The following is a 21,207-nucleotide window of genomic DNA, read 5'->3' as shown; positions in this document are numbered from 1 at the left end:
AAGTACTTTTAAAATTTAAAATCATGAAGAAACACCAAATTATCCTAGCTTGCAGTATAGTATTTACACTGCTTTTTTACAACGAGTCAATAGGAGTAAACCTCGCTATTTTTGGACTATTATTAACCGGTTCCATCTGTTATTTCTTTCAGGATCGGTTCACAAACAGATCACATTTAATTTTGGTTGTTACTTCCGTTTTATCTTGTTTGGCTTTTGCCTGGTACGGCGACTTTGTTTCTTTTCTGGCTTTGGCACTATCAATTTTGTTTTTGCAATTTAAAACCCAGGATTCAAAACTTAAAATAATACTAGTTTTACCGCTTGTATTTCTAAATGCATTTGCTTCGATAGGTCGTATTTTTATGTTTAGCCAATGGCTGCCTGAAAGAAAAATTCATAATAACTTCGCCAACAAATTGGTCGCTTATTTCGTTATTCCTGCGATTTTTTTAATAGTCTTTTTTACAGCCTATTCTTTCGGAAGTACTCATTTCTCTTCCTTACTTACAGATTATACTTTAGATCTCGATATTGTTGAAGTAATCTTAATTGGAGTTTTAGGATTTTATATTTCATTCAGTTTCTGGAATTATTGGGTACCGGAAGTTTGCTATGAGAAGAATGAATTACTGGACAATGATTTTAAAAATATACCCGAAATTAAAAATCAGAATACATTTTCGTTTTTAGATATTGACTTCGAGCGAAAAAGTGGTGAGATAACTTTACTATTGCTGAATTTTATGCTTTTGATTTTTATTATTACTTACAATTACGAGCAGTTTTTTGAAGTGATAGAAAAATCAAACCTGAGTGCTGATACACATGAGAGAGTTAATTCAGTAATCTTTTCTATAATCATGGCGGTGGGAGTAATTATGTTTTATTTTAAAGGCGGTTTCAATTTTGATAAAAAAGCAGTTTGGCTAAAGAAACTGGCTAAAATTTGGATTATCTTAAATGGTTTGTTGATCGTAAGTACAGTCATCAAAAATTCAGAATATATTTCAGTTTTCGGATTAACCTATAAACGATTAGGAGTTTATGCTTTTTTGATCTTAGCTATTATCGGTTTGGTCTTTGTGTTTTTTAAAATTACAAAGCAAAAAACAAATGCTTATCTGGCCAACCAAATGGTGTGGTATTTTTATGGAACCGTTTTATTGTGCAGTTTTTTCAATTGGGGAAATCTAATAACGAACTATAATATCTCAGTCAATAAATGTGTAGAGCCTATGTTTTTGAGTGGTTTGAATTTTAATGATGACGCCCGAAGAGAGTATTTTTCCAAGCTTCATTTAGAAGGGCAAAAAAATGAAATTAATAAAGAAGAACAAATTGATAAATATCAAAATAAAACATTTTTATCAAAAGCTTTGTATTATGAGTTTCTAAAAAAAAAATAATAATCTTAAAAACCGTCTTACTCTGATTGTTTAGACGGTTTTTTTAATGTCTAAATATTGCTTTAAAGTTTTGGGTTTTAAAAATATAAGGATACTTTTGCAGCACTTAAAAAAAACTACTTCTTCAATGGACGATTATTATTCGTTAGTATTAAATTAAAATAGCTTTTTGAATTTTTCAAATTGCTAGATAAAACCCTGCAATTTTAAAATGAAAGCTTTTTACAATAACAACAACGGATTAATCGAGACAAAAGAATGGACTCCAAATTGCTGGATCAATATTGAATCTCCGTCAGAAACAGAAAAGAAATATTTACTTGAAGAACTTCAGATTCCTGAAGCTTTTTATAATGATATTGAAGATATTGACGAAAGACCTCGTGTAGAATTGGAAGATGGATGGACACTTATTATCATGCGTGTTCCTATAAAAAGTAATGATATAAAGCTCCCTTTTCAGACTATTCCGCTTGGTGTAATTTTTAAGGATGATATCTGTGTTACAATCACTTTTTACAGAACAGAAATCATACATGATTTTATGTTGTATTCGCGACGTAAAAATATTGTAGTTAAGGATAATTTTGATTGGGTTTTGAGATTGCTCTTGTCATCAAGTGTTTGGTATTTGAAGTATCTGAAACAAGTGAATCAAAAAATAAAATTAGCAGAGGATAATTTAGAGAAATCGATTAAAAATGAAGAATTACAGGCGCTTTTACAAATAGAGAAATGTTTGGTATTTTTTATTACATCGTTAAAAGCAAATCATGTTTTGTTTCACAGAATTAAGAATTTAAAAGCCCACCGAGAACATTTTGATCCGGATTTGTTAGAAGATGTTGATATCGAATTAGGTCAGGCACAGGATACGGCTAATATTTACAGTAATATTTTGACCGGAATGATGGATGCGTATGCTTCTGTAATTTCTAATAATATGAATAATATAATGAAGCAAATGACTTCTATTTCTATTATTTTAATGATTCCCACTTTGATTGCCAGTTTGTACGGAATGAATGTCCCAAATGGTTTAGAAGAAAGTAAATATGGTTTTTGGATTCTTCTTTTTGTATCCGTTATATTGTCTTCTTTTGGCGCATTTTTATTTAAAAGAAGAAGATGGTTTTGATGAAATATAAATATCAAATGAATAATACAAATCAAGAATTGAAATGTGCCGTTAGGGACTAAATATTGGTAGTTATTATAGATTCGAGATATCTTGGCGTGCCGTAGGTACGCAACAAAATGATAACTACCAATATTTAGTGCCTAACGGCACTAATCGGATAGTTTTAATTATTGACTGGAATGAATAACAAAATACCCTTTCGTTTTTAGCGAAAGGGCATTTTTATAAGATCAATTTATTTAATAGTCTCCTTTTTTCTTAAATCTCGGATCATCCTTTGAGATAAAATCGGTTCTTCGTTTAGGAACATCGTCTTTCGATAGAAAATCCGTTCTTCGTCTGGGAGCTTCAGGTTTTGGTAAGCTTGCTTCTTCGGTTTTGCTTGATGGTTCAATTAAATGATTTAATTCTTTAATTTCGTCATCAGTCAAATCGCGATAGCGTCCAACCGGAATATCTAGTGAAATATTGATGATTCTGATGCGTTTAAGCGCTGTAACGTCATAACCCAGGTATTCTGTCATTCTACGAATTTGGCGATTTAAACCCTGTGTTAAAATGATTTTAAAAGTAAATTGACTAATCTGTTCTACTTTACATTTTTTGGTCACAGTATCTAAAATCGGAATTCCATTTCCCATACGTTGTATAAAACGTTCTGTGATAGGTTTGTTTACCGTAACGGTATATTCTTTTTCGTGATTGTTTCTGGCGCGTAAAATTTTGTTTACGATATCACCATCATTGGTCATGAAAATTAATCCTTCACTCGCTTTATCCAATCGCCCAATTGGGAAAATACGTTTTGGGTAATTAATATAATCGACAATATTATTTCGAACTTCAAGATTCGTTGTGCATTCAATTCCAACAGGCTTGTTGAAAGCCAGGTATACTAATTTTTCGTGCTTCTCAACAATCAATTTTCCGTCAATACGTACTTCATCGTTTTGTGAAACTTTAGTTCCCATTTCAGGTACAACACCATTTATTGTCACGCGTCCTTCTTCAATAAGTTTATCAGCTTCACGGCGGGAACAATATCCTGTTTCACCAATAAATTTATTCAGACGTTTTAAATTCTCTTCCATAGTGCAAAAGTAAGCAAAATTTAGATTTGTTAGATCTTTAGATTGTTAGACTTCTTAGATCGTTGGATCATTTTGAATGCGACAAGTACTTCACTAAAAAAAAACTTAGCAACTTAGCAACTCAGAACCTCAGAAGCTAGAAAAAACCTTTATCCCTTTGAACCTTTATTCATGATAAGAAGAGCTGTCTTCCGGGGTTTCTTTCCGCTCAAACATTCCATAATCGCGAACAACTGTTGCGATTCTTAAATGATAATCTTTAAAAACTTCATTTTTTCCTTTTGCTTGTGCGTGACGGTGCATTTCCAGATTTCGCCATTGCTGGATACTTTCTTCATCTTTCCAGAACGACAATGACAAAACTTTTTCAGGATCACTAAAACTCTGAAAACGTTCTATCGAAATAAAACCTTCGATATGGTCTAATTCTGGTCGCAGGCTTGCAGCAATATTCAGATATTCTTCTTTTTTTCCTTCGTTAGGTATGACTTCAAAAATTACTGCTATCATATTATATTTTTTATTTTATCGAAATCCAGATAGTTTTAGGCAATCGGGTATTAATCAAGGGTTCATATTCTATATTATTATCTAAAAGTGTAATTATTTTATGTTCATTAAATAAAAACCATAAAACTTCAGTTGCGAGGTTAATCGAAAAATGTTTGGCTAAGCACATATGACCACCAATCCCAAAAGTCAAATTCTCATTATTATTAAAACGTTCGATATCGAAATTGGATTCATTTTCGAATTTTTGCAAATCGCGATTGGCTGCAGCAAGAACTACCATTATTTTTTCGCCTTTTTTAATTGTTGTTTTTCCCAAAGTTATATCAGCATTTGCAATTCGTCTCGTATTATGAATTGGCGGATCAAAACGCAAAGTCTCTATAACTGATTTTTGTATTGTGGCTTTGTTCGAAAAAGTTTTGTGTTTGATAATTTGTAATAACGAATTACTCAAAATTCCGCGACCTGCATCATAACTCTGAATCAATAGACCTATTAAATTACTAATAGTTATTTTTTTAATTTCGTCAAGCGGAAGAACTTCTAATTCTGATATTTTGTTTAATAAAGGTTTATAGAAATCGAATAACAAAAGTTGTTTTTCGACAATAGAAAATATTCTCTCAGAAACTTGATTGATCAATTTTACTTCTTCTTTACTTTTATTCGGAAGCATTATTTTAACCAAAATTTCAATTTTATCTAAAATAAAAGCACAATCATTTGCTGTAAAACCAAAACTTTTTAAAACAACCAAAAGCGGTAATTTTTTGCAAACCGAATTTACCCAATCAACTTCATTTTCGATTAAATCATCTTTTATCAATTTATAAAGGATTGTATTGATGTCGACAGATTTTAAGTTCGAAAATAGCAAATTGGCAATTTCACGATTTATGGTATGTTGAATTTCATTAGACAATCTAGCCAAATTGTTCAAAATATCCAAAGCATGTTCGTTTAGCTTCTGTTCGTTATTTAGGTTTATAACGGGAATTAGAGCATCTGGATTTTTTAGAATTTCAATACAAGATTCATAGGAGTAAATTACCCAGATTTTGTTTTCTTCATCCCAGTATATTGGGTTTTTGTCCAACATCAATTGATAGATTGAATAAGGATCTTGCACATCAGACTGAAAGAATAAAGTAGTCATGTAGATTGTTTTTAGCAAAGTTATTTAACTTTACAAAAGAATACTTCATTCTATATTTAACTATGAAAGCCTAAATGGAAGATCAATTTATAAAAGCAGCAGGATTAATAGGAGACGCAACTCGCGCAGCAATAATGTGGACTCTATTAGACGGAAGAGCTTTTACAGCCACTGAACTTTCGATTGCTGCAAATACATCTCCGCAAAACATCAGCATGCATTTGGCCAAACTTCTTGAAGCAAATTTGCTTTGTGTAGAGAAACAAGGCCGTCATAAATATTATAGATTTTCAAGTAGAGAAGTGGCTTACGTTGTTGAGGCAATGGCGAACCTAATTCCCAAGCCTGAGATTTTTTCGCAAAAGAAAAACGAAAATTATCCTCCCGTAAAATATTGCAGGACTTGTTATGATCATTTGGCAGGAAAAATTGGTGTTGCTTTAGCCGACAGTTTATTAAAACAAAAAATAATAATCGAAAATGGTAATACTTTCGAAATTAGTACTGAAGGAGAAAAATGGTTTTCTGATTTTGGAATTAATTTAGAAGAAGCCCAAAAGCAAAAACGAATATTCTTAAAACCTTGCCTGGACTGGAGCGAAAGACGATATCATATTTCGGGCTCTATAGGAACTTTGTTATTGAATAAAATGCTGGAGCAGGACTGGATCAGAAGAACGGCCAATTCAAGAGCAATAATAATTACAGGAAAAGGAGAAAAAGAAATGTTGAAGTCTTTTAAAATAGTTGTTTAGATTTTTAAGCACAATCTTGTCATCCTGAGCGAAGTCGAAGGAATATCCAGAAAGTCGTCAATCTTTGTCGAGCTGCTTTCCTTCGACTTCGCTCAGGATGACAAAGAAAAGTAGATTTCTAAGAGAAAAAACTTAGTGCCTTAGCGACTTAGTGGCTCAGAACCTCAAAACATCAGAACCTTCCGAAAACAAAAACTCAATCACTTTATCATACAATTCATCATCGTGCATTCCGTGACCTAGACCTTTGGTTTCAATAAACTGACTATTTTTCCAATTGCTGGCAATTTTTTCACCTTCTGCAAAAGCTACAATTTTATCTGAGGTATCATGTGCGATTAGCCCCGCAACATTAAATTCAGATGCAAATTTTTGTCCGGAAAAATCGTCCAGCTTAAAATTGAAATGCGTTAAAAATCGACTTTCTAAAAGAGAATATACTTTAGTATTTAAACTCAGCATCGAAACGTAATTATTGATCAGCGTTTTTAAATCTGATGGAGCGCCAAGAATCACCATTTTATTAATGCTGGTGTTTGGGAATAAATATTGATGATAAACACAGGCTGCACCGCCAATAGAGTGACCAATAATTATTGTAGGCTGATATTTTTCAACCGCTTTATTGATAAATTCAGCATATAGCGGAACATTAAATTCTTTACCACTGCTTTGTCCGTGAGCCGGAGCATCAATAGCAATAATAGTGCTTCCTGATTTTTGAAGATGCGGTAAGGTTTTTTTCCAGCGGGCGGCATTACTTTCCCACCCGTGAACAAGCAGAATTTTAGTTTCATTGCCTTTCCAGATATAAGTCTGAAAATGATGTTCGTTATGATGAAACGTTTCAGTTTCGGTATTTTTTAATATTTTGGGTAAACTTTCTTTTTGTAATCTTCCAATTCTGGGTTGGCTGAAAAGTGCGTAAGAAAGTTCAACAGCTTTTTGCGGACGAACATAACTTAGAAAGTTAATATATGATCCAACCGATTTTAATGTAATGAAACGGATTCCTTTTTTAATTCCCAAAACTTAAATTTTTTATAAAGGTAAAAATATGATTTTAAACTTACTGAAAAAAAGTTTTGCCACAGATTAAAAAGATTAGCACAGATTGAAAATCCTATTAATCTTTTAATTGATCAATTCTAACACCTATGGAAAGAGAAAAAAAATTATCGCAGAGAACGCTAAGTTTTTTTATTCTTAGCTTTATAAAAAGGGAAAGTTCGCAAAGCTTTGTATTGATTTAGCTTTGCGAACTTTGTGCTTTCAAAAGCATTCTTAGATAAAAATCTTTGTGTTCTTTGCGGTAAAATTCTCCACAACATTTAGCGTTGATCTTAATCTGTGACAAAAAAAATTAAGTACAAAAAAAAATCCCGATTTAATCGGGATTTTAAATATTTAGAATTTCGAGAACAATTGTTCCATTTTTTCTTTTTCTTCTTCAGCTAATGCGCTGTCAACTAAAATTCTTCCAGAGTGCTCATCAGTAATGATCTTCTTTCTAGAAGCAATCTCTACCTGAGTTTGTGGGGGAATAGTGAAGAATGATCCTGCAGATGCTCCTCTTTCGATAGATACAACAGCTAAACCATTACGAACACTAGTTCTGATTCTAGTATAAGCAGCTAATAGTCTTTCTTCAATTTGACCTGAAAACTCAGCTGATTTCTCAGATAAGAAGATTTCTTCTTTTTGAGTTTCAGCCATGATAGCGTCAAGTTCAGATTTTTTATGTTTTAAGTGCGAACTTTTAGCGTCAAGTTTTTCTTTTAGATTAGAAGTAACTTCTTTCTTATGCTCGATAGAAGCTTTCATTTCTTTGATTTGCTTTTCAGCCAATTGAATTTCTAATTCCTGAAATTCAACCTCTTTAGTCAAAGAATTAAATTCTCTGTTATTACGAACTGATTCTTGTTGTTTTGTGTATTTTTTGATAACCTCTTTATGCTCATCAATCGCATTTTTCTTCGATTTGATAAGATCTTCAATAACCTCAAGTTCACTTTTCAGTTTCTCTGAACGCGTGCTTAAACCTGCAACTTCATCTTCAAGATCTTCCACTTCTAAAGGAAGTTCACCTCTCACGTTTCTGATTTCGTCAATTCTAGAGTCAATAAGCTGTAAATCGTATATTGCTCTTAACTTGTCCTCAACACTTAATTCTTTCGTATTCGCCATATTCTATAAGTACTTAACTGGATTTGTATTTTCTTCTGATAAAATGATGGCAAAATTAAGGATTTTTTTTCGAAGATAATCAACAATATAGTTTTTTGTATAGCGTTCGCTCTCAAAATGACCAATATCGGCTAAAAGTAGTCGGTTTTCTGCTTCGTAAAATTGATGATATTTTAAATCGGCTGTCAAAAAAGCATCGGCTCCGGACATGATTGCATTTTTTATCGCAAAACTTCCTGATCCGCCCAAAACAGCAACTTTCTTTATTTTTTTGCCTAAAAACGAAGAATGACGAATTCCATCGGCAATCATTTTATCTTTAACAAAATGTAAAAAATCTTTTTCATCCATTTCAGTTTCAAATTCCCCAATCATTCCCAAGCCAATATTCTGATGTGAATTCTCAAGATTATAAACTTCATAAGCGACTTCTTCATAAATATGATTGGCAAAAAGTGCTTTTAGAATTTTTGATTGCAAGTGTTTTTCGAAAACAACCTCAATCTTTATTTCGGTTCCGGTATGTAGTTTCCCTCGTTCTCCAATTACAGGATTACTGTCTTCATTTCCCTGAAAAGTAAAAAAACCTTCGGTGTTAAAACTGCAATTGTCGTAATTTCCAATTGTTCCTGCGCCAGCCTGAAACATGGCATTTCTAACTTTTTCTGAATTGTCAGCAGTAGTATAAGTTACTAATTTTTGAATGAAATTTTGTTTCGGAATCAAAACCTTAGTATTGGTTAAGCCCAAAGCATCACAAAATATCTTGTTCACGCCTGCTGAATGATTGTCTAACGCCGTATGAACAGCATAAATAGCGATGTCGTTTTTAATGGCTTTCAAAATCGCACGCTCTACATAGTTTTTACCAGTTATTTTTTTAATTCCGGAGAATAAAATAGGGTGGAAGCAAACTACCAGATTGCAGTTTTTAGTAATGGCTTCGTCGATTACGGTTTCCAAAGCATCATGACAAACTAAAACTCCCGTACTTTCAGTTTCGCTATTGCCAACTAATAGTCCAACATTGTCAAAATCTTCGGCGTATGCCAAAGGTGCCATTTCCTCAAGAATTACTAATATTTCTTTGATTTTCATTATTGCTTTTTGTTTCAGGTTTCAAGTTTAAATTGTGGTTTAAAAACTTTGAACAAATTAACGAAAAATATTATACTTTCGTAAAATGAATATGCTTCGTGAGTTTTTTCTTGTTTTTGTGTTGTAGAAATATTGGAGGTATTGTTTTTTAAAATAGAAATATAATTTATGGCAAAATTGAATAAAATGGAGGTGAATGGTAATTCAATTTCATTGCTCTCGAACTTAGAGCAAGATTATATTTGTATAACTGATATTGCACGTTATAAAGATCCTGATCATATAGATGATATTATAAAAAATTGGCTGCGAAACAGAAACACGATTGAACTTTTAGGCTTTTGGGAAGTTTTAAATAATCCTGATTTTAACCCCGTCGAATTCGACGGGTTTAAAAAACAAGCTGGTTTAAATAGTTTTACTATGACTGCTAAAAAATGGATCGAAGCAACTAATGCCATCGGTATAATATCAAAAGCGGGAAGATATGGAGGAACTTATGCACATAAAGATATCGCATTCGAATTTGCTTCTTGGATTTCCATTGAGTTTAAACTCTATATTATTAAAGAGTTTCAGCGTTTAAAAGAGGATGAGAATAAAACTAAAAATTTAGATTGGAATTTACAAAGGACAATTTCTAAAATTAATTACAAAATACATACTGATGCAATAAAGGAAAATTTAATTCCGGTAATCTTAGCAGGAAATCAAAAGAATTTTATTTATGCAGATGAAGCTGATACGTTAAATCTTGCGCTATTTGGAAGAACTGCAAAACAATGGCGCATTGAAAATCCAAATCAAAAAGGTAATATCAGGGATATTGCATCAATAGAGCAATTAGTTGTATTGTCAAATCTTGAGAGTATTAATGCTATGTTGATACAACAAGAAATAGACCAAGCTGATAGATTATTTAAATTGAATGAAATTGCTATTATTCAAATGAAATCGCTTATAAATAATAAAACATTTGATAAATTGAAGTAACTAATAATTTTGTCGCAGAAAATTAAATATTATACTTTCGTAAAATGAACTTACTTCGAAAAATACTTTTCCCTTTCGCCGTTTTATACGGATTCATTACAAGCATTCGTAATTTTCTTTTTGATAAAGGAATTTTAAAATCAACTTCATTTGATATTCCGGTTATTGCAGTCGGAAATTTAAGCGTTGGCGGAACTGGAAAAACGCCTCAAATAGAATATCTTATTCGGTTATTATCTAATCGTTATAAAGTAGCAACTTTAAGTCGTGGTTATAAACGAAAATCGGAAGGTTTTGTTTTAGCCAGTGCAAGTTCAAATGCTGAGATTTTAGGAGACGAGCCTTTTCAGTTTTATCAAAAATTCCCAAATATTCAGGTTGCAGTCGATGCTAATCGAACAAACGGAATTACACAGTTGCTTTCTCAGAATGAAAAACCGCAAGTTGTTTTATTAGATGACGCTTATCAACACCGAAAAGTAAAAGCAGGATTTTATATTTTGTTAAGTTCTTATGGTGACTTGTATGCAGATGATTTTATGCTGCCAACAGGAAATCTTCGTGAAAGCAGAAGCGGTGCCAATCGTGCAAATATTGTGATTGTAACTAAATGTCCAAAGGATTTATCAGATGAAGAACAAGAACAAATTCGCCTGAAATTAAAACTTATCTGCTCACAGCAAATCTATTTTACTTTTATAGATTATGATGATTTTATATGTAATAGCAAAGAGGAAAAAATCGCTGTGAATGAAATTAAAAATGAATCGAAATTGCTTTTGGCAGGGATTGCAAAACCAACGCCGTTTTTTGATTATTTAAAAAATGAAAATGACGAATGCCTGACTTTTCCGGATCACCACCATTTTTCTGATTCAGATTTAGAAGCAATCCTAAATAAAGCACAAGGTAAAAAGATTATTACAACAGAGAAAGATTATGTACGTTTAAAGGATTCTAAACTTATTTCGCAATTGTATTATTTGCCAATAAAAAGTACGTTTATCAATTACCAGCAAAATTTTGATGCAACAATTTTGGAGTATGTCAAAGTTAAATTAGGATCTTAGGACCTAATCAAAAAATTTCGCAATGGTACTGTAAAATTCCTCCGGAACAAATGGTTTTGTAATCACATCGTTCATTCCATAAGATAAAAGCATATCTCTGTTTTCGTCAAGCGAAATAGCTGTTAACGCAATAATTGGAGTTGTTTTATCGAATTCCCTGATTAATTTTGTAGCAGTGGTTCCATTAATTCCAGGTAAATGAACATCCATTAAAATCATATCAAAGCGTTTTATTTTTAAAAGCTCAACAGCATCTTCTCCATTATCTATGATTTCGCAGGAAATTGCCTTGTTTTCAAGCATCTTTCGAGTAATCATTTGATTGATTTTATTGTCTTCAATCAATAAAATTGATTTATTCTTTAGTTGATTGTCATTGTATGGTTTTTTTTCTTCCACTGCTTCAAGAGGTTCTTTGTTAATTTTAAAATCTAATTTAAAGGTAAAAGTAGATCCTTTACCAACTTCGCTTTTTAGTTTTATTTCTCCACCTAAAAGTTCAATTAATTTTTTTACAATTGTAAGTCCTAAGCCTGTTCCGCCATATTTTCGGTTTACTTCTATTGACCCTTGAGAAAAGCTTTCAAAAACAGTTTGCAGTTTATCTTCCGGGATGCCAATTCCTGTGTCTACGATTTCAAAATAAACTGTCGCCTGCTCTTCAGTTATTCCATATAGTTTTGCAATCACATTTACGTTTCCGTTTTGTGTAAATTTTAAGGCGTTATTGATTAAATTAAGGATGATCTGCGATATTTTAGTAGGGTCTCCAATTAAATTATCCGGAATTGCTTCGTCGATTTCAAGGTTAAAATAATTTTTATTGGCCGTAGCAAGTTCCTTTAAAGAACTTTGAATGTTGAATAATAACTCTTTTAAGTTAAAGGTAATGTTCTCTATTTCTACTTTAGTGGAGTCAATTTTATTGATTTCAAGAATCTCGTTAATGAAAGTAGTAAGATAGTTTCCTGAGAATTTTAAAGATTCTAAGTATTTTAATTGTGTTTTCTTGGGATTGTCTTCCAGTAATAAATGAGTAATTCCGTTAATAGCGTTTAATGGAGTTCGAAGTTCATGACTTACAGTAGAGAGAAACTCTGATCTGGCTTTTGATGCTTTTTCGGCTTTATTTTTGGCTAAAATAAGTTCTTTGTTCTTTTCTCTTAGAAGTAAATTATTTTGATTTCGAATAATATTATTTTTATACAATGCCAGGCTCAAAAGCGATAAAATTGAAATAAGGGCAATAGCAAGAATGCTTACCAACTTAGAGTATCGATAGGTTTTTAATTGAATTTTCTCTTCGCTTTCTCTTTTAATTGTATTGTTTAAAGATTGATTTTTTTTAAATTTTTCAAATTCATTTAGATCTAGCTTGGCATTCTTTAATTTCAGGATGTAATTTTCGATCTGATAATGTTCGTCCAGATAAGAGTAGGCGAGATCAAAATTTTTATTTTGCTTGTAATACTTACTTATTGCTAATATAATTTTTGATTTTTGCTTTAAGTCATTGCTTTTTTCGTTGTAGTCTAAAGCATTGTCAAAATAAATGATGGCAGAATCATTTCGCTTAAGCTGAGTTTCAATTAACCCAAGTTGGTAGTAAGAATTAGTTTTTGTTTTTAAAATCGCAGGATTATCCGGCTTTTTTGTTATTTCACGAAAGGTGTAGGCAGCAAGAGGTAAATTTTTATTTGTTTTTAAAGCCACTGCTTTCTGGTATTTAAGAACTTCAGCCTGATCAACGATTTTTAACTGTTTCAAAAGATCATCTGCTTTCTTGTAGTAAATCTCAGCAGTTTTATAATCGCCTTTAGCGGTATTCGTTACGCCTATATAATGCAATGCTAAAACTTTGGTGCAAGTTGGCTTTAAGGTTTCAAACAAAGAAACACTTTTGTGAAAGTTTTTTAATGCCTCATCATACTTTTGTTTGTTGTAATAGATTTTACCAAGCTTGAAGGTTTGATTGGCCAAGCTTTCGGATTTTTGGTTTGCTTCGCAAAAGTTGATTGATTTTTTAGTGTAAAATACTGCCTGATCGTATTTTTTATTGTTAAGATTACTTTTTACCAGCTTATTGTAATAGATAACACTATCCGTATTCTTTTTAGTTTGAGAATACAAAAATGAATTTAAAAAACAAAAAAGAATAAAATAGTGGTATTTCATGTATTGCAGCGCTTTTACAATGAATTTTTTATGTTTTTCTTATAAGTAAAATCAAATCGATTAATCTTGATGAATAGCCAATTTCGTTGTCATACCAACCCACAACTTTTACCATTTTATCAATAACGGAAGTTAATTGTGCATCAAATAAACACGAATGTGTATTGCCAATTACATCAACAGAAACAATAGGATCTTCTGTATAATCTAATATTCCTTTTAAATTTGTTTTTGAGGCTTTTTGAAATGCTTTGTTTATTTCTTCAATTGTAACAGCACGTTTTACATTAAACGTGATATCTGTCAGTGAACCATCAGGAACAGGAACGCGAATTCCGCAACCCCCGATTTTTTCATGCAATTTAGGAAAAATTTTTGTTAATGCCTTAGCTGCGCCTGTAGTTGTTGGAACAATTGACTGACTTGCGCCTCTGGCACGTCGCAAGTCCTTATGTGGCTGGTCGTGAAGGCTTTGGTCAGTAGTGTAAGAATGTATCGTTGTGATGTATGCTTGCTCAATTCCGCACAATTCGTCGATGATTTTTATCATCGGAGCAGCATTATTTGTCGTGCAACTTGCATTGGAAACTATATCTTCGCTGCCATCCAGAATATTTTCGTTAACGCCTAAAACTACCGTTTTAATACTATCAACTTCTGATGGCGCCGAGAGGATTACTTTTTTTGCTCCGGCTTCAATATGCGCGTTAAGTTCTTCGTGCGTTTTATATTTTCCTGTAGATTCTATAACAAAATCTATATTATGGCTTTTCCAGTCTAATTTTGAAATGCTTTTTTCGTGAAAAAACAGATAATGCTGCTCATTCACAATTATTCCTTTCTCGTCATGACTTACGATAAAGGGCAGGACACCATGGATGCTATCGTATTTTATCAAATGCGCCATGGTTTTGTTATCGGCGATGTCGTTGATGGCAACAACTTCAATGTCAGGATGGTTTAAAAGTAAACGGAATAAATTTCTCCCAATTCTTCCAAAACCATTAATAGCAATTCTTGTTTTCAAGTGCTTTATTTATTTGTTTAAATTGTTCAATCGTTTGTTTGTTTAATCGCATTGGCGGCTAAACAAACAAACGATTGAACGAATAACTTTTTTATAAAATATGTTTTTGTGCTTTGTATGAAGAACGAACCAATGGTCCGCTTTCGACATGACGGAACCCTAACTCAAGACCAAATTTTTCATATATAGCAAATTGATCAGGCGTTATGAACTCTTTTACAGGTAAATGTTTTTTACTTGGCTGCAGGTATTGGCCAATAGTAACAACATCAACATTTGCATTGCGTAAATCTGTCATAGTCTGAAAAACTTCCTCTTCAGTTTCGCCAAGTCCTAACATGATTCCCGATTTTGTTCTGTTGATTCCCTTTTCTTTCAGGTAACGCAACACTTCTAAGCTACGGTCATATTTAGCCTGAATGCGTACTTCACGAGTTAAACGGCGAACCGTCTCTACATTGTGTGACACCACTTCAGGATTCGCTTCTATAATTCGGTCCAGATTTCTTTCGATTCCCTGAAAATCAGGAATTAAAGTTTCAAGAGTAGTATTAGGATTCATTCTTCGAATTGCCTTTACAGTTTCAATCCAGATAATAGATCCGCCATCCTTCAAATCATCTCTATCAACACTTGTAATTACAGCGTGTTTAATGTTCATGATTTTTATAGAGCGTGCTACTTTTTCAGGTTCATCCCAATCTACCGTTTCAGGTCTTCCGGTTTTTACACCGCAAAATCCGCAGGAACGTGTACAAACATTTCCTAAAATCATAAAAGTCGCCGTTCCTTCGCCCCAGCATTCACCCATATTTGGGCAGCTTCCTGAGGTACAAATGGTGTTCAGGCTATATTTATCGACTAAACCACGCAGTTCAGTATATTTTTGTCCAATAGGTAATTTAACCTTTAACCATTTAGGTTTTCCGGTTGGTATATTTTCAATGACTGTTTCCATATATCAAAATTCAAAGTACAAAGATACGGAATGTAGTTTATTTGGAGATGCTAATTTAATTTTCGTTTCTTTTAATCTTATTTTTTAAAATTATGAAGTTGAAATATTAATTATTTAAATTTATATACGCTATATGGTTTGTTTTCTTATTCTTTTTTAAGATTTAGACATTTTAATTTGATTTTTTAAATTCTGTCTTATTCTGTTATAAATTTATCGTCTTAAGGCAATTAAAAATTTATTGCGTAGTATTTTTGCTGTTAATTTTAAGTTTAAGAAATATGAGAAAAAGATTTATTGTATTGGGGATTTTATTGACAGTTTTTAGTTTTAGTGAAATGAATGCGCAAAAACTTTCATATAAAACTATGGGAGCTTTAGGCAAAGGTGTTTCAGGGTTTACTTTTAGCGATGCAGATGCTGCAGCTTTGGCTAAGGAATCGGTTGCTGAATTGGATGCAAACAACCCTGTCGCCGGACCTGAGGATGGTTATTCAATTCGATTAAATCGTTTATTTGGAAAACATATTTCTAGTGAAGGGGTTAATTTAAATTATAAAGTTTACGTAGTAAAAGACATCAATGCTTTTGCTTGTGCAGATGGAAGTGTGCGTGTATTTGCAGGTTTAATGAATATTATGGATGATAACGAATTACTTGCAGTTATTGGACATGAAATTGGGCATGTAGTCAATCACGATACCAGAGATGCTATTAAAGCAGCTTACAAAAAAGAGGCTTTATTAGATGCTGCTTCGTCACAATCAGGAAATATAGAGACTCTAACAGGATCTCAATTAGGAAAAATAGGAAGCGCAATGATCGACAGCAAGCACAGTAGAAAACAAGAGTCGCAAGCTGATACGTTTTCGTATGATTTTATGAAAAAAAATGGTTATGATGTGAATGCAGTGGAATCAGCTTTTAGGATTCTTCAAAATTTAAGTGAAGGAGCTGAATCTTCTTTTATGACTAAAATGATGAGCTCACATCCAGATTCTGGTAAAAGAGCAGATGATGCTAAAAAAAGAGCAACAAAAGAGGGTTTGTATAAAGCTTATGTACAGCAGAAAATTGATAATACTGCACCTGTAAAAGCGAAAACAGCAACAAAAACAACCGCTAAAAAAGCAACCGCAAAAAAGAAGTAATTTTTAAATAAAGTAAAAAAAACGGCAGATTCTCCAAAGAATTTGTCGTTTTTTTTTGTTGTAGTGGCAAGTGCTATTAATAATAGTTACATATCGTTATACAGCTCATTTAAAATTTATACCTTTATTTGTTAAAAAACAGATTTAATTGAAATAGAAATACACTAACATTGTAATACATTTGTTGTTAAATTGTAATAATATAAAACATGAAAAAGAAATTTATTGTATTGGGAGTTTTGTTTGCCACTTTTGGTTTTACTAAAATGAATGCGCAGATTAATTTTGGAGATAAAGCTATTGGAGCTGTTCAGAAGGGTGTAACCGGTTTTACATTTAGTAATGCTGATGCGGCAGCATTGTCTAAAGCTGCAGTGGATAAAATGGATGCTGAGCACGAAGTTGCAGCAGCAACAGATCCTTATGCTATAAGATTAAACAGGGTATTTGGAAAATATACTGCTGGTGACGGATATACTTTAAATTATAAAGTTTATAAATTAAAAGAAGTAAATGCTTTTGCAACTGCAGACGGAAGTGTACGTGTATATTCAGGGTTAATGGATATCATGGATGATAATGAGTTACTTGCAGTAATTGGTCACGAAATTGGTCACGTTGCTAATAATGATTCGAGAGATGCTATAAAAGCGGCTTATAAAAAAGAAGCTTTAATGGATGCGGCGGCTTCACAATCTACAAAGTTAGCTGCAGTTACAGATAGTCAATTAGGGAAAATAGGAAGTTCTATTATTGATAGTAAATTTAGCCGTAAACAAGAAGCTGAGGCAGATTTGTATTCGTATAATTTTCTAAAAAAGAATGGTTATGATGTGAATGCCGAAGAATCTGCTTTCCGAATTTTGGCTAAGATGAGTGAAGGAACCGAAGCATCATTTATTGATCAGATGATGAGCTCGCACCCGGATTCAAAACAAAGAGCTGAAGATGCTAAGAAAAGAGCTGAGAAAGACGGTTTGTATAAGCCTTATGTACAGCAAAAAATTGTAAATACTGCGCCGGTTGCGACTAAAGCTACAACAACTAAAAAAGCGACGGCTACGAAAAAAACAACTGCTAAGAAGAAATAATAATTTCTGTTAGAAAAATAAATTCCGATGAGTTTCTTAGAAATTCATCGGAATTTTTATTTTAAGATTAACCTAAAACGTGAAAAGCCAATACTTTTTGTACGTCGTACACATTTACAGATTTGTTGAATTGCTTAACAATACTAGGATGTAATTCGCTGGAAACCCAAATTTTCAATTCGGCATCAAGATCAAAAGTTCCGGCAGTTTCCACACTAAAACGAGTAATGCTTTTGTATGCAATTGATTTGTACTCGGTTTTACTGCCTGTGATTCCTTGTACGTCAACCAGAATTAATCTTTTGTTAGTAAAGATAAAGGTATCGCGGATTAGTTTAAAACCCATTTCGATTTCTTCATTATCCGTTAAAAGTTGTCCGTATTTTTTAAGTAAATCGTCCTGACTTACTGAACCAGCGTTGCCTAGAATAGCTGAAAATATTCCCATGTTTGAGTTTTTAGTTTAATAGCTTTTATTTCCCTTTTTAAGGTGTTGCAAAAGTAATTAAAATAAAAAATAATATCGATTTTCTAAAGCATTAAGAGATAAAAAGATTAAGGGTTTCCTTTCTGAAAAACAAATTAAGTGAAGTCGCAAAGTTTTCTTTTTTTAAGTTTTAAAGTTTGCTCTTTTGCATGAAATTAATTGACTAGATCAAAAAAGCTTTCTGATTTTCTTAATCTCTTATTCATTGCAGTTAAGGCATAAAAAAAGCAGAACCTAAATTCTGCTTTTTTAATATTTATTATTGTGCTTCCGTTTTTATTGTAATCGGAAGGTTGTATGCCGTTCTAACCGGTTTCCCGTCTAATACTCCCGGAATCCATTTTGTTTTTAATGATTTTAGTACTCTTATTGCTTCTTTTCCAAGTCCGTAACCAGGATCATTTTTTACCATAATATCAGTGATAGAACCATCTCTTTCGATTACGAATGAAACGTATACTTTTAATGTTCTGTCGGCATCAAGTTCTGGTCTGTTAAAATTGTTTCCTACATAAGTATAAAACTTTGCCATTCCTCCTGGGAATTCAGGCATTTTGTCTAAAAGTGCTGGAATTAAAGGTTCATTTGTTGAAGGTGTAACAGCTTCACCGCCAGTTCCGCCAGTAGATGGTATTGCATTAGTAACAGGTCCTGTTCCTGCTCCTGGATTTTCTACTACGGCGACATTGTTTGTGTTAGTCGCAATTTCAGGAGCTGCCTGATCTACCGCAGCAACAATAGGATGTGACAACTGAACACCAACTACAGGAGCTGCAGGAGTACTTTGTTGTGGGGGAGCAATTGGCTCTGTTTGTTGTGGCTGAACAATAGTTCGGTCGATAATAACAGGTGTCATTGGATCTGTAAAAACAGTTGGTACCTCTACGGGAACTACCGTCCTAAATTTGTTGATTAAAATTGATACACTTCCCAAAGCTGCTAATAATAGCAAACCCATAAATAGAGCAGTAATGGTGGTTTTTGAATTCTCCTGGCGTAATTGATACGCGCCGTACTCCTGATTTTTGTTTTCGAAAACAAGATTGGTCCAGCTTGCTTCGTAGATACTTGATTTAGACATAGTTTATGGATTTTAAGGTTAAGTAACATTTAAATCATACGCAGTAAGGTTTTGGGTTTAGCTAACAACAGGATTGTTGTAGTTTTAAGGTGTGGATAATTTATCTTTTTAAGAATAAATCGAATAATATTTTATTCTTTAACTAAAGATAATAAATTATCTATTACGTTCGATAATTTCTGCTAATAATTTTTTAGCCCTAAGTAGTTTTACTTTTACATTGCTCAAAGGTTCATCGATTTTAAGTGCGATTTCCTGATACGTCATTTCCTGAAAATAACGCAGCTGAATTACTTCCTGATAATGTGGTTTTAGTTCTTTGATGCATTGCAGTAAGCGTGAAAGATTTTGCTCTTTAATCAAGGCATCTTCTGCAGATGGAGTAGGGTCGGCAATGTTGTAAGCCTGCTGATCTTCAGAATCAGTAATTTCTATAAAAAGATTGGTTTTCTTTTTACGTAATAAATCAATATATACGTTTTTTGCAATAGCAATTAACCAGGTGTTGAATTGGAATTCAGGGTTGTAAGATGCTATTTTATCAAAAGCTTTTGAGAAAGTTTCAATGGTAATATCTTCGGCAGTAGTTTCATTTTCGGTACGCTTTAACATAAAGCCATACACTTCATTCCAGAAATAATCTAATAAAAAAGTAAAGGCAATTTGATCGCCTTTTTTTGCTTTTTCTATTTTAGAATTTATTTCCAATATACAGGTTTTGAAAAGATATTAGTTATAAAGATATTAATTTGCGTGAATATAAGCGCTATCTCTACAATAGGAAACCAAATTTTAAGGTCATTTTCTTTTAATTTTCCTGCAGAACACCCAATTATAGTCCAGACAACTGTATAGCGTGTTGCTAAAATTGCCAGTACAGCAATCCATTGAAATTGGAATGCCAGTAAAAGGATTACTAATATGAAGAAAAATAATTGTGAAATAAAGAATAAACCTAATTGTATTTTATCGAATGATTTATAATATTGCGTAGTAGAAACACGTCTTCTTTTTTGCGTAAACCATTCTTTGTAGGTTTCTTTTGGTTTAGAGTACGTGAAACTTTCCGGTGTATATGATATTGTCGTATTGTTTTTGTTTGCAGCCTGATTGATAAACAAATCATCGTCGCCCGAGCGAATTTGGATATGTTCAATAAATCCGTTTACATTGAAAAACTCTTCTTTTTTGTACGCCAAATTTCGTCCAACTCCCATGTACGGAAATCCTAGTTTTGTCCACGAGAAATATTGTACAGCTGTTAAAACAGTTTCAAAACGAATAATTTTATTCAATAAAGAACGCTCTATTTTCTCGTAGCCACTATATCCCAGAACAATTGTTTTATTCATTGTAAATTGAGAAGTCATTGATGTAATCCATTCTTTTGACGTTGGATAGCAATTTGCGTCTGTAAATAGTAGATAGTCTTTTTTTGATGCTTTGATTCCTAGTGTTAAAGCATATTTTTTATTACCCCAGAAAGCCTCATTGTTTTTTACTTTTACCAAACGAATGTTTGGGTATTGTTGTTCAAATTGCTCAAAAACCTCTAATGTTTCGTCGCTTGAAGCATCATCAATCAAAACAATTTCAAAATCAGGATAATTTTGTTCTGCTAATATTGGAATATATTTTTTTACATTTTCTTCTTCGTTTTTCGCACAAACTATTACTGATACCGGAATTCTCTTTGGAGTAATATTTTGAGGTTTGCTAAAAGCAAACTTTCCAAAAACACCTAGATAATAAGAAAGTTGTACGACAACAATAGCAATAAAAAAGTAAAAAATGAATGTAAGCATCTGATTTTAATGTCTTTTA

At 32.5% G+C, this 21,207-nt stretch carries 20 protein-coding genes; 7 read left to right on the top strand and 13 right to left on the bottom strand.

Annotated elements, in window-relative coordinates:
* Window positions 1-23: 23 nt before the first annotated feature.
* Window positions 24-1,409 carry a DUF4153 domain-containing protein gene (locus ACQKCJ_RS19760; protein WP_427402757.1) on the top strand — a complete coding sequence of 462 codons (1,386 nt, stop codon included), beginning with the start codon at window positions 24-26 and terminating at the stop codon, window positions 1,407-1,409.
* Between the two features lie 211 nt (window positions 1,410-1,620).
* Window positions 1,621-2,547 (top strand): magnesium transporter CorA family protein, encoded by a 927-nt coding sequence (locus ACQKCJ_RS19755; protein WP_271337411.1) that lies wholly within the window; start codon window positions 1,621-1,623, stop codon window positions 2,545-2,547.
* Between the two features lie 242 nt (window positions 2,548-2,789).
* Here ACQKCJ_RS19755 and rluF read toward each other — a convergent pair whose 3' ends face one another.
* The 3 genes from rluF to ACQKCJ_RS19740 form a co-directional block, all read right to left on the bottom strand.
* Entirely contained in the window at window positions 2,790-3,641 is an 852-nt protein-coding gene (gene rluF, locus ACQKCJ_RS19750) for a 23S rRNA pseudouridine(2604) synthase RluF (protein WP_271337412.1), read from the bottom strand.
* A gap of 165 nt (window positions 3,642-3,806) precedes the next feature.
* Window positions 3,807-4,151, bottom strand: a complete 345-nt coding sequence (locus ACQKCJ_RS19745; protein ID WP_271337413.1) for an antibiotic biosynthesis monooxygenase family protein — start codon at window positions 4,149-4,151, stop codon at window positions 3,807-3,809.
* A gap of 10 nt (window positions 4,152-4,161) precedes the next feature.
* On the bottom strand, window positions 4,162-5,310 hold the full coding sequence (locus ACQKCJ_RS19740; RefSeq protein WP_427402756.1) for a cytochrome P450: 1,149 nt from the start codon (window positions 5,308-5,310) through the stop codon (window positions 4,162-4,164).
* A gap of 74 nt (window positions 5,311-5,384) precedes the next feature.
* Between ACQKCJ_RS19740 and ACQKCJ_RS19735 the strand changes: the two genes are divergently transcribed.
* Window positions 5,385-6,065 carry an ArsR/SmtB family transcription factor gene (locus ACQKCJ_RS19735; RefSeq protein WP_271337415.1) on the top strand — a complete coding sequence of 227 codons (681 nt, stop codon included), beginning with the start codon at window positions 5,385-5,387 and terminating at the stop codon, window positions 6,063-6,065.
* A gap of 156 nt (window positions 6,066-6,221) precedes the next feature.
* Here the strand turns inward: ACQKCJ_RS19735 and ACQKCJ_RS19730 are convergent, their stop codons facing one another.
* The 3 genes from ACQKCJ_RS19730 to ACQKCJ_RS19720 form a co-directional block, all read right to left on the bottom strand.
* On the bottom strand, window positions 6,222-7,094 hold the full coding sequence (locus tag ACQKCJ_RS19730; protein ID WP_271337416.1) for an alpha/beta fold hydrolase: 873 nt from the start codon (window positions 7,092-7,094) through the stop codon (window positions 6,222-6,224).
* Window positions 7,095-7,472: 378 nt separating this feature from the next.
* On the bottom strand, window positions 7,473-8,252 hold the full coding sequence (locus tag ACQKCJ_RS19725) for a zinc ribbon domain-containing protein (RefSeq protein WP_271337417.1): 780 nt from the start codon (window positions 8,250-8,252) through the stop codon (window positions 7,473-7,475).
* A 3-nt stretch (window positions 8,253-8,255) separates the two neighbouring features.
* Window positions 8,256-9,350: a Nif3-like dinuclear metal center hexameric protein gene (locus tag ACQKCJ_RS19720; protein ID WP_271337418.1), complete on the bottom strand. Its 1,095-nt coding sequence runs from the start codon at window positions 9,348-9,350 to the stop codon at window positions 8,256-8,258.
* Between the two features lie 168 nt (window positions 9,351-9,518).
* Between ACQKCJ_RS19720 and ACQKCJ_RS19715 the strand changes: the two genes are divergently transcribed.
* The gene (locus ACQKCJ_RS19715; protein ID WP_349769756.1) at window positions 9,519-10,343 is read left to right on the top strand and encodes a KilA-N domain-containing protein; all 825 of its coding nucleotides are present in this window, start codon (window positions 9,519-9,521) and stop codon (window positions 10,341-10,343) included.
* Between the two features lie 44 nt (window positions 10,344-10,387).
* Window positions 10,388-11,413: a tetraacyldisaccharide 4'-kinase gene (gene lpxK, locus ACQKCJ_RS19710; RefSeq protein ID WP_271337419.1), complete on the top strand. Its 1,026-nt coding sequence runs from the start codon at window positions 10,388-10,390 to the stop codon at window positions 11,411-11,413.
* A gap of 3 nt (window positions 11,414-11,416) precedes the next feature.
* Here the strand turns inward: lpxK and ACQKCJ_RS19705 are convergent, their stop codons facing one another.
* The 3 genes from ACQKCJ_RS19705 to lipA form a co-directional block, all read right to left on the bottom strand.
* Window positions 11,417-13,588 carry a tetratricopeptide repeat-containing hybrid sensor histidine kinase/response regulator gene (locus ACQKCJ_RS19705; protein ID WP_271337420.1) on the bottom strand — a complete coding sequence of 724 codons (2,172 nt, stop codon included), beginning with the start codon at window positions 13,586-13,588 and terminating at the stop codon, window positions 11,417-11,419.
* A 28-nt stretch (window positions 13,589-13,616) separates the two neighbouring features.
* On the bottom strand, window positions 13,617-14,615 hold the full coding sequence (gap, locus tag ACQKCJ_RS19700) for a type I glyceraldehyde-3-phosphate dehydrogenase (protein WP_271337421.1): 999 nt from the start codon (window positions 14,613-14,615) through the stop codon (window positions 13,617-13,619).
* A gap of 91 nt (window positions 14,616-14,706) precedes the next feature.
* Window positions 14,707-15,573, bottom strand: a complete 867-nt coding sequence (gene lipA, locus ACQKCJ_RS19695; RefSeq protein ID WP_271337422.1) for a lipoyl synthase — start codon at window positions 15,571-15,573, stop codon at window positions 14,707-14,709.
* Window positions 15,574-15,854: 281 nt separating this feature from the next.
* On the opposite strand from lipA, the gene ACQKCJ_RS19690 reads away from it, so the two are divergent.
* Both ACQKCJ_RS19690 and ACQKCJ_RS19685 read left to right on the top strand, forming a co-directional pair.
* Window positions 15,855-16,724, top strand: a complete 870-nt coding sequence (locus ACQKCJ_RS19690) for a M48 family metalloprotease (RefSeq protein WP_427402755.1) — start codon at window positions 15,855-15,857, stop codon at window positions 16,722-16,724.
* A 209-nt stretch (window positions 16,725-16,933) separates the two neighbouring features.
* Entirely contained in the window at window positions 16,934-17,815 is an 882-nt protein-coding gene (locus ACQKCJ_RS19685; protein ID WP_271337424.1) for a M48 family metalloprotease, read from the top strand.
* A 67-nt stretch (window positions 17,816-17,882) separates the two neighbouring features.
* On the opposite strand, the gene ACQKCJ_RS19680 is transcribed toward ACQKCJ_RS19685, so the two are convergent.
* From ACQKCJ_RS19680 to ACQKCJ_RS19665, 4 genes are all read right to left on the bottom strand, one after another.
* Window positions 17,883-18,263, bottom strand: a complete 381-nt coding sequence (locus ACQKCJ_RS19680) for a PH domain-containing protein (RefSeq protein WP_271337425.1) — start codon at window positions 18,261-18,263, stop codon at window positions 17,883-17,885.
* Window positions 18,264-18,561: 298 nt separating this feature from the next.
* Window positions 18,562-19,383, bottom strand: coding sequence for an energy transducer TonB (locus tag ACQKCJ_RS19675; RefSeq protein ID WP_271337426.1), 822 nt, complete (start codon window positions 19,381-19,383; stop codon window positions 18,562-18,564).
* A 156-nt stretch (window positions 19,384-19,539) separates the two neighbouring features.
* Window positions 19,540-20,091 carry an RNA polymerase sigma factor gene (locus ACQKCJ_RS19670; protein WP_271337427.1) on the bottom strand — a complete coding sequence of 184 codons (552 nt, stop codon included), beginning with the start codon at window positions 20,089-20,091 and terminating at the stop codon, window positions 19,540-19,542.
* Window positions 20,082-21,188, bottom strand: a complete 1,107-nt coding sequence (locus tag ACQKCJ_RS19665) for a glycosyltransferase (protein ID WP_271337428.1) — start codon at window positions 21,186-21,188, stop codon at window positions 20,082-20,084. The genes ACQKCJ_RS19670 and ACQKCJ_RS19665 overlap by 10 nt, the downstream gene beginning before the upstream one ends.
* Window positions 21,189-21,207: the final 19 nt, after the last annotated feature.

Source organism: Flavobacterium sp. NPDC079362 (assembly GCF_050267765.1).
GTDB lineage: Bacteria > Bacteroidota > Bacteroidia > Flavobacteriales > Flavobacteriaceae > Flavobacterium > Flavobacterium azizsancarii.
The sequence above is the reverse complement of the archived record's forward strand: the minus strand, read 5'-3'. Positions and strand labels throughout refer to the sequence as shown.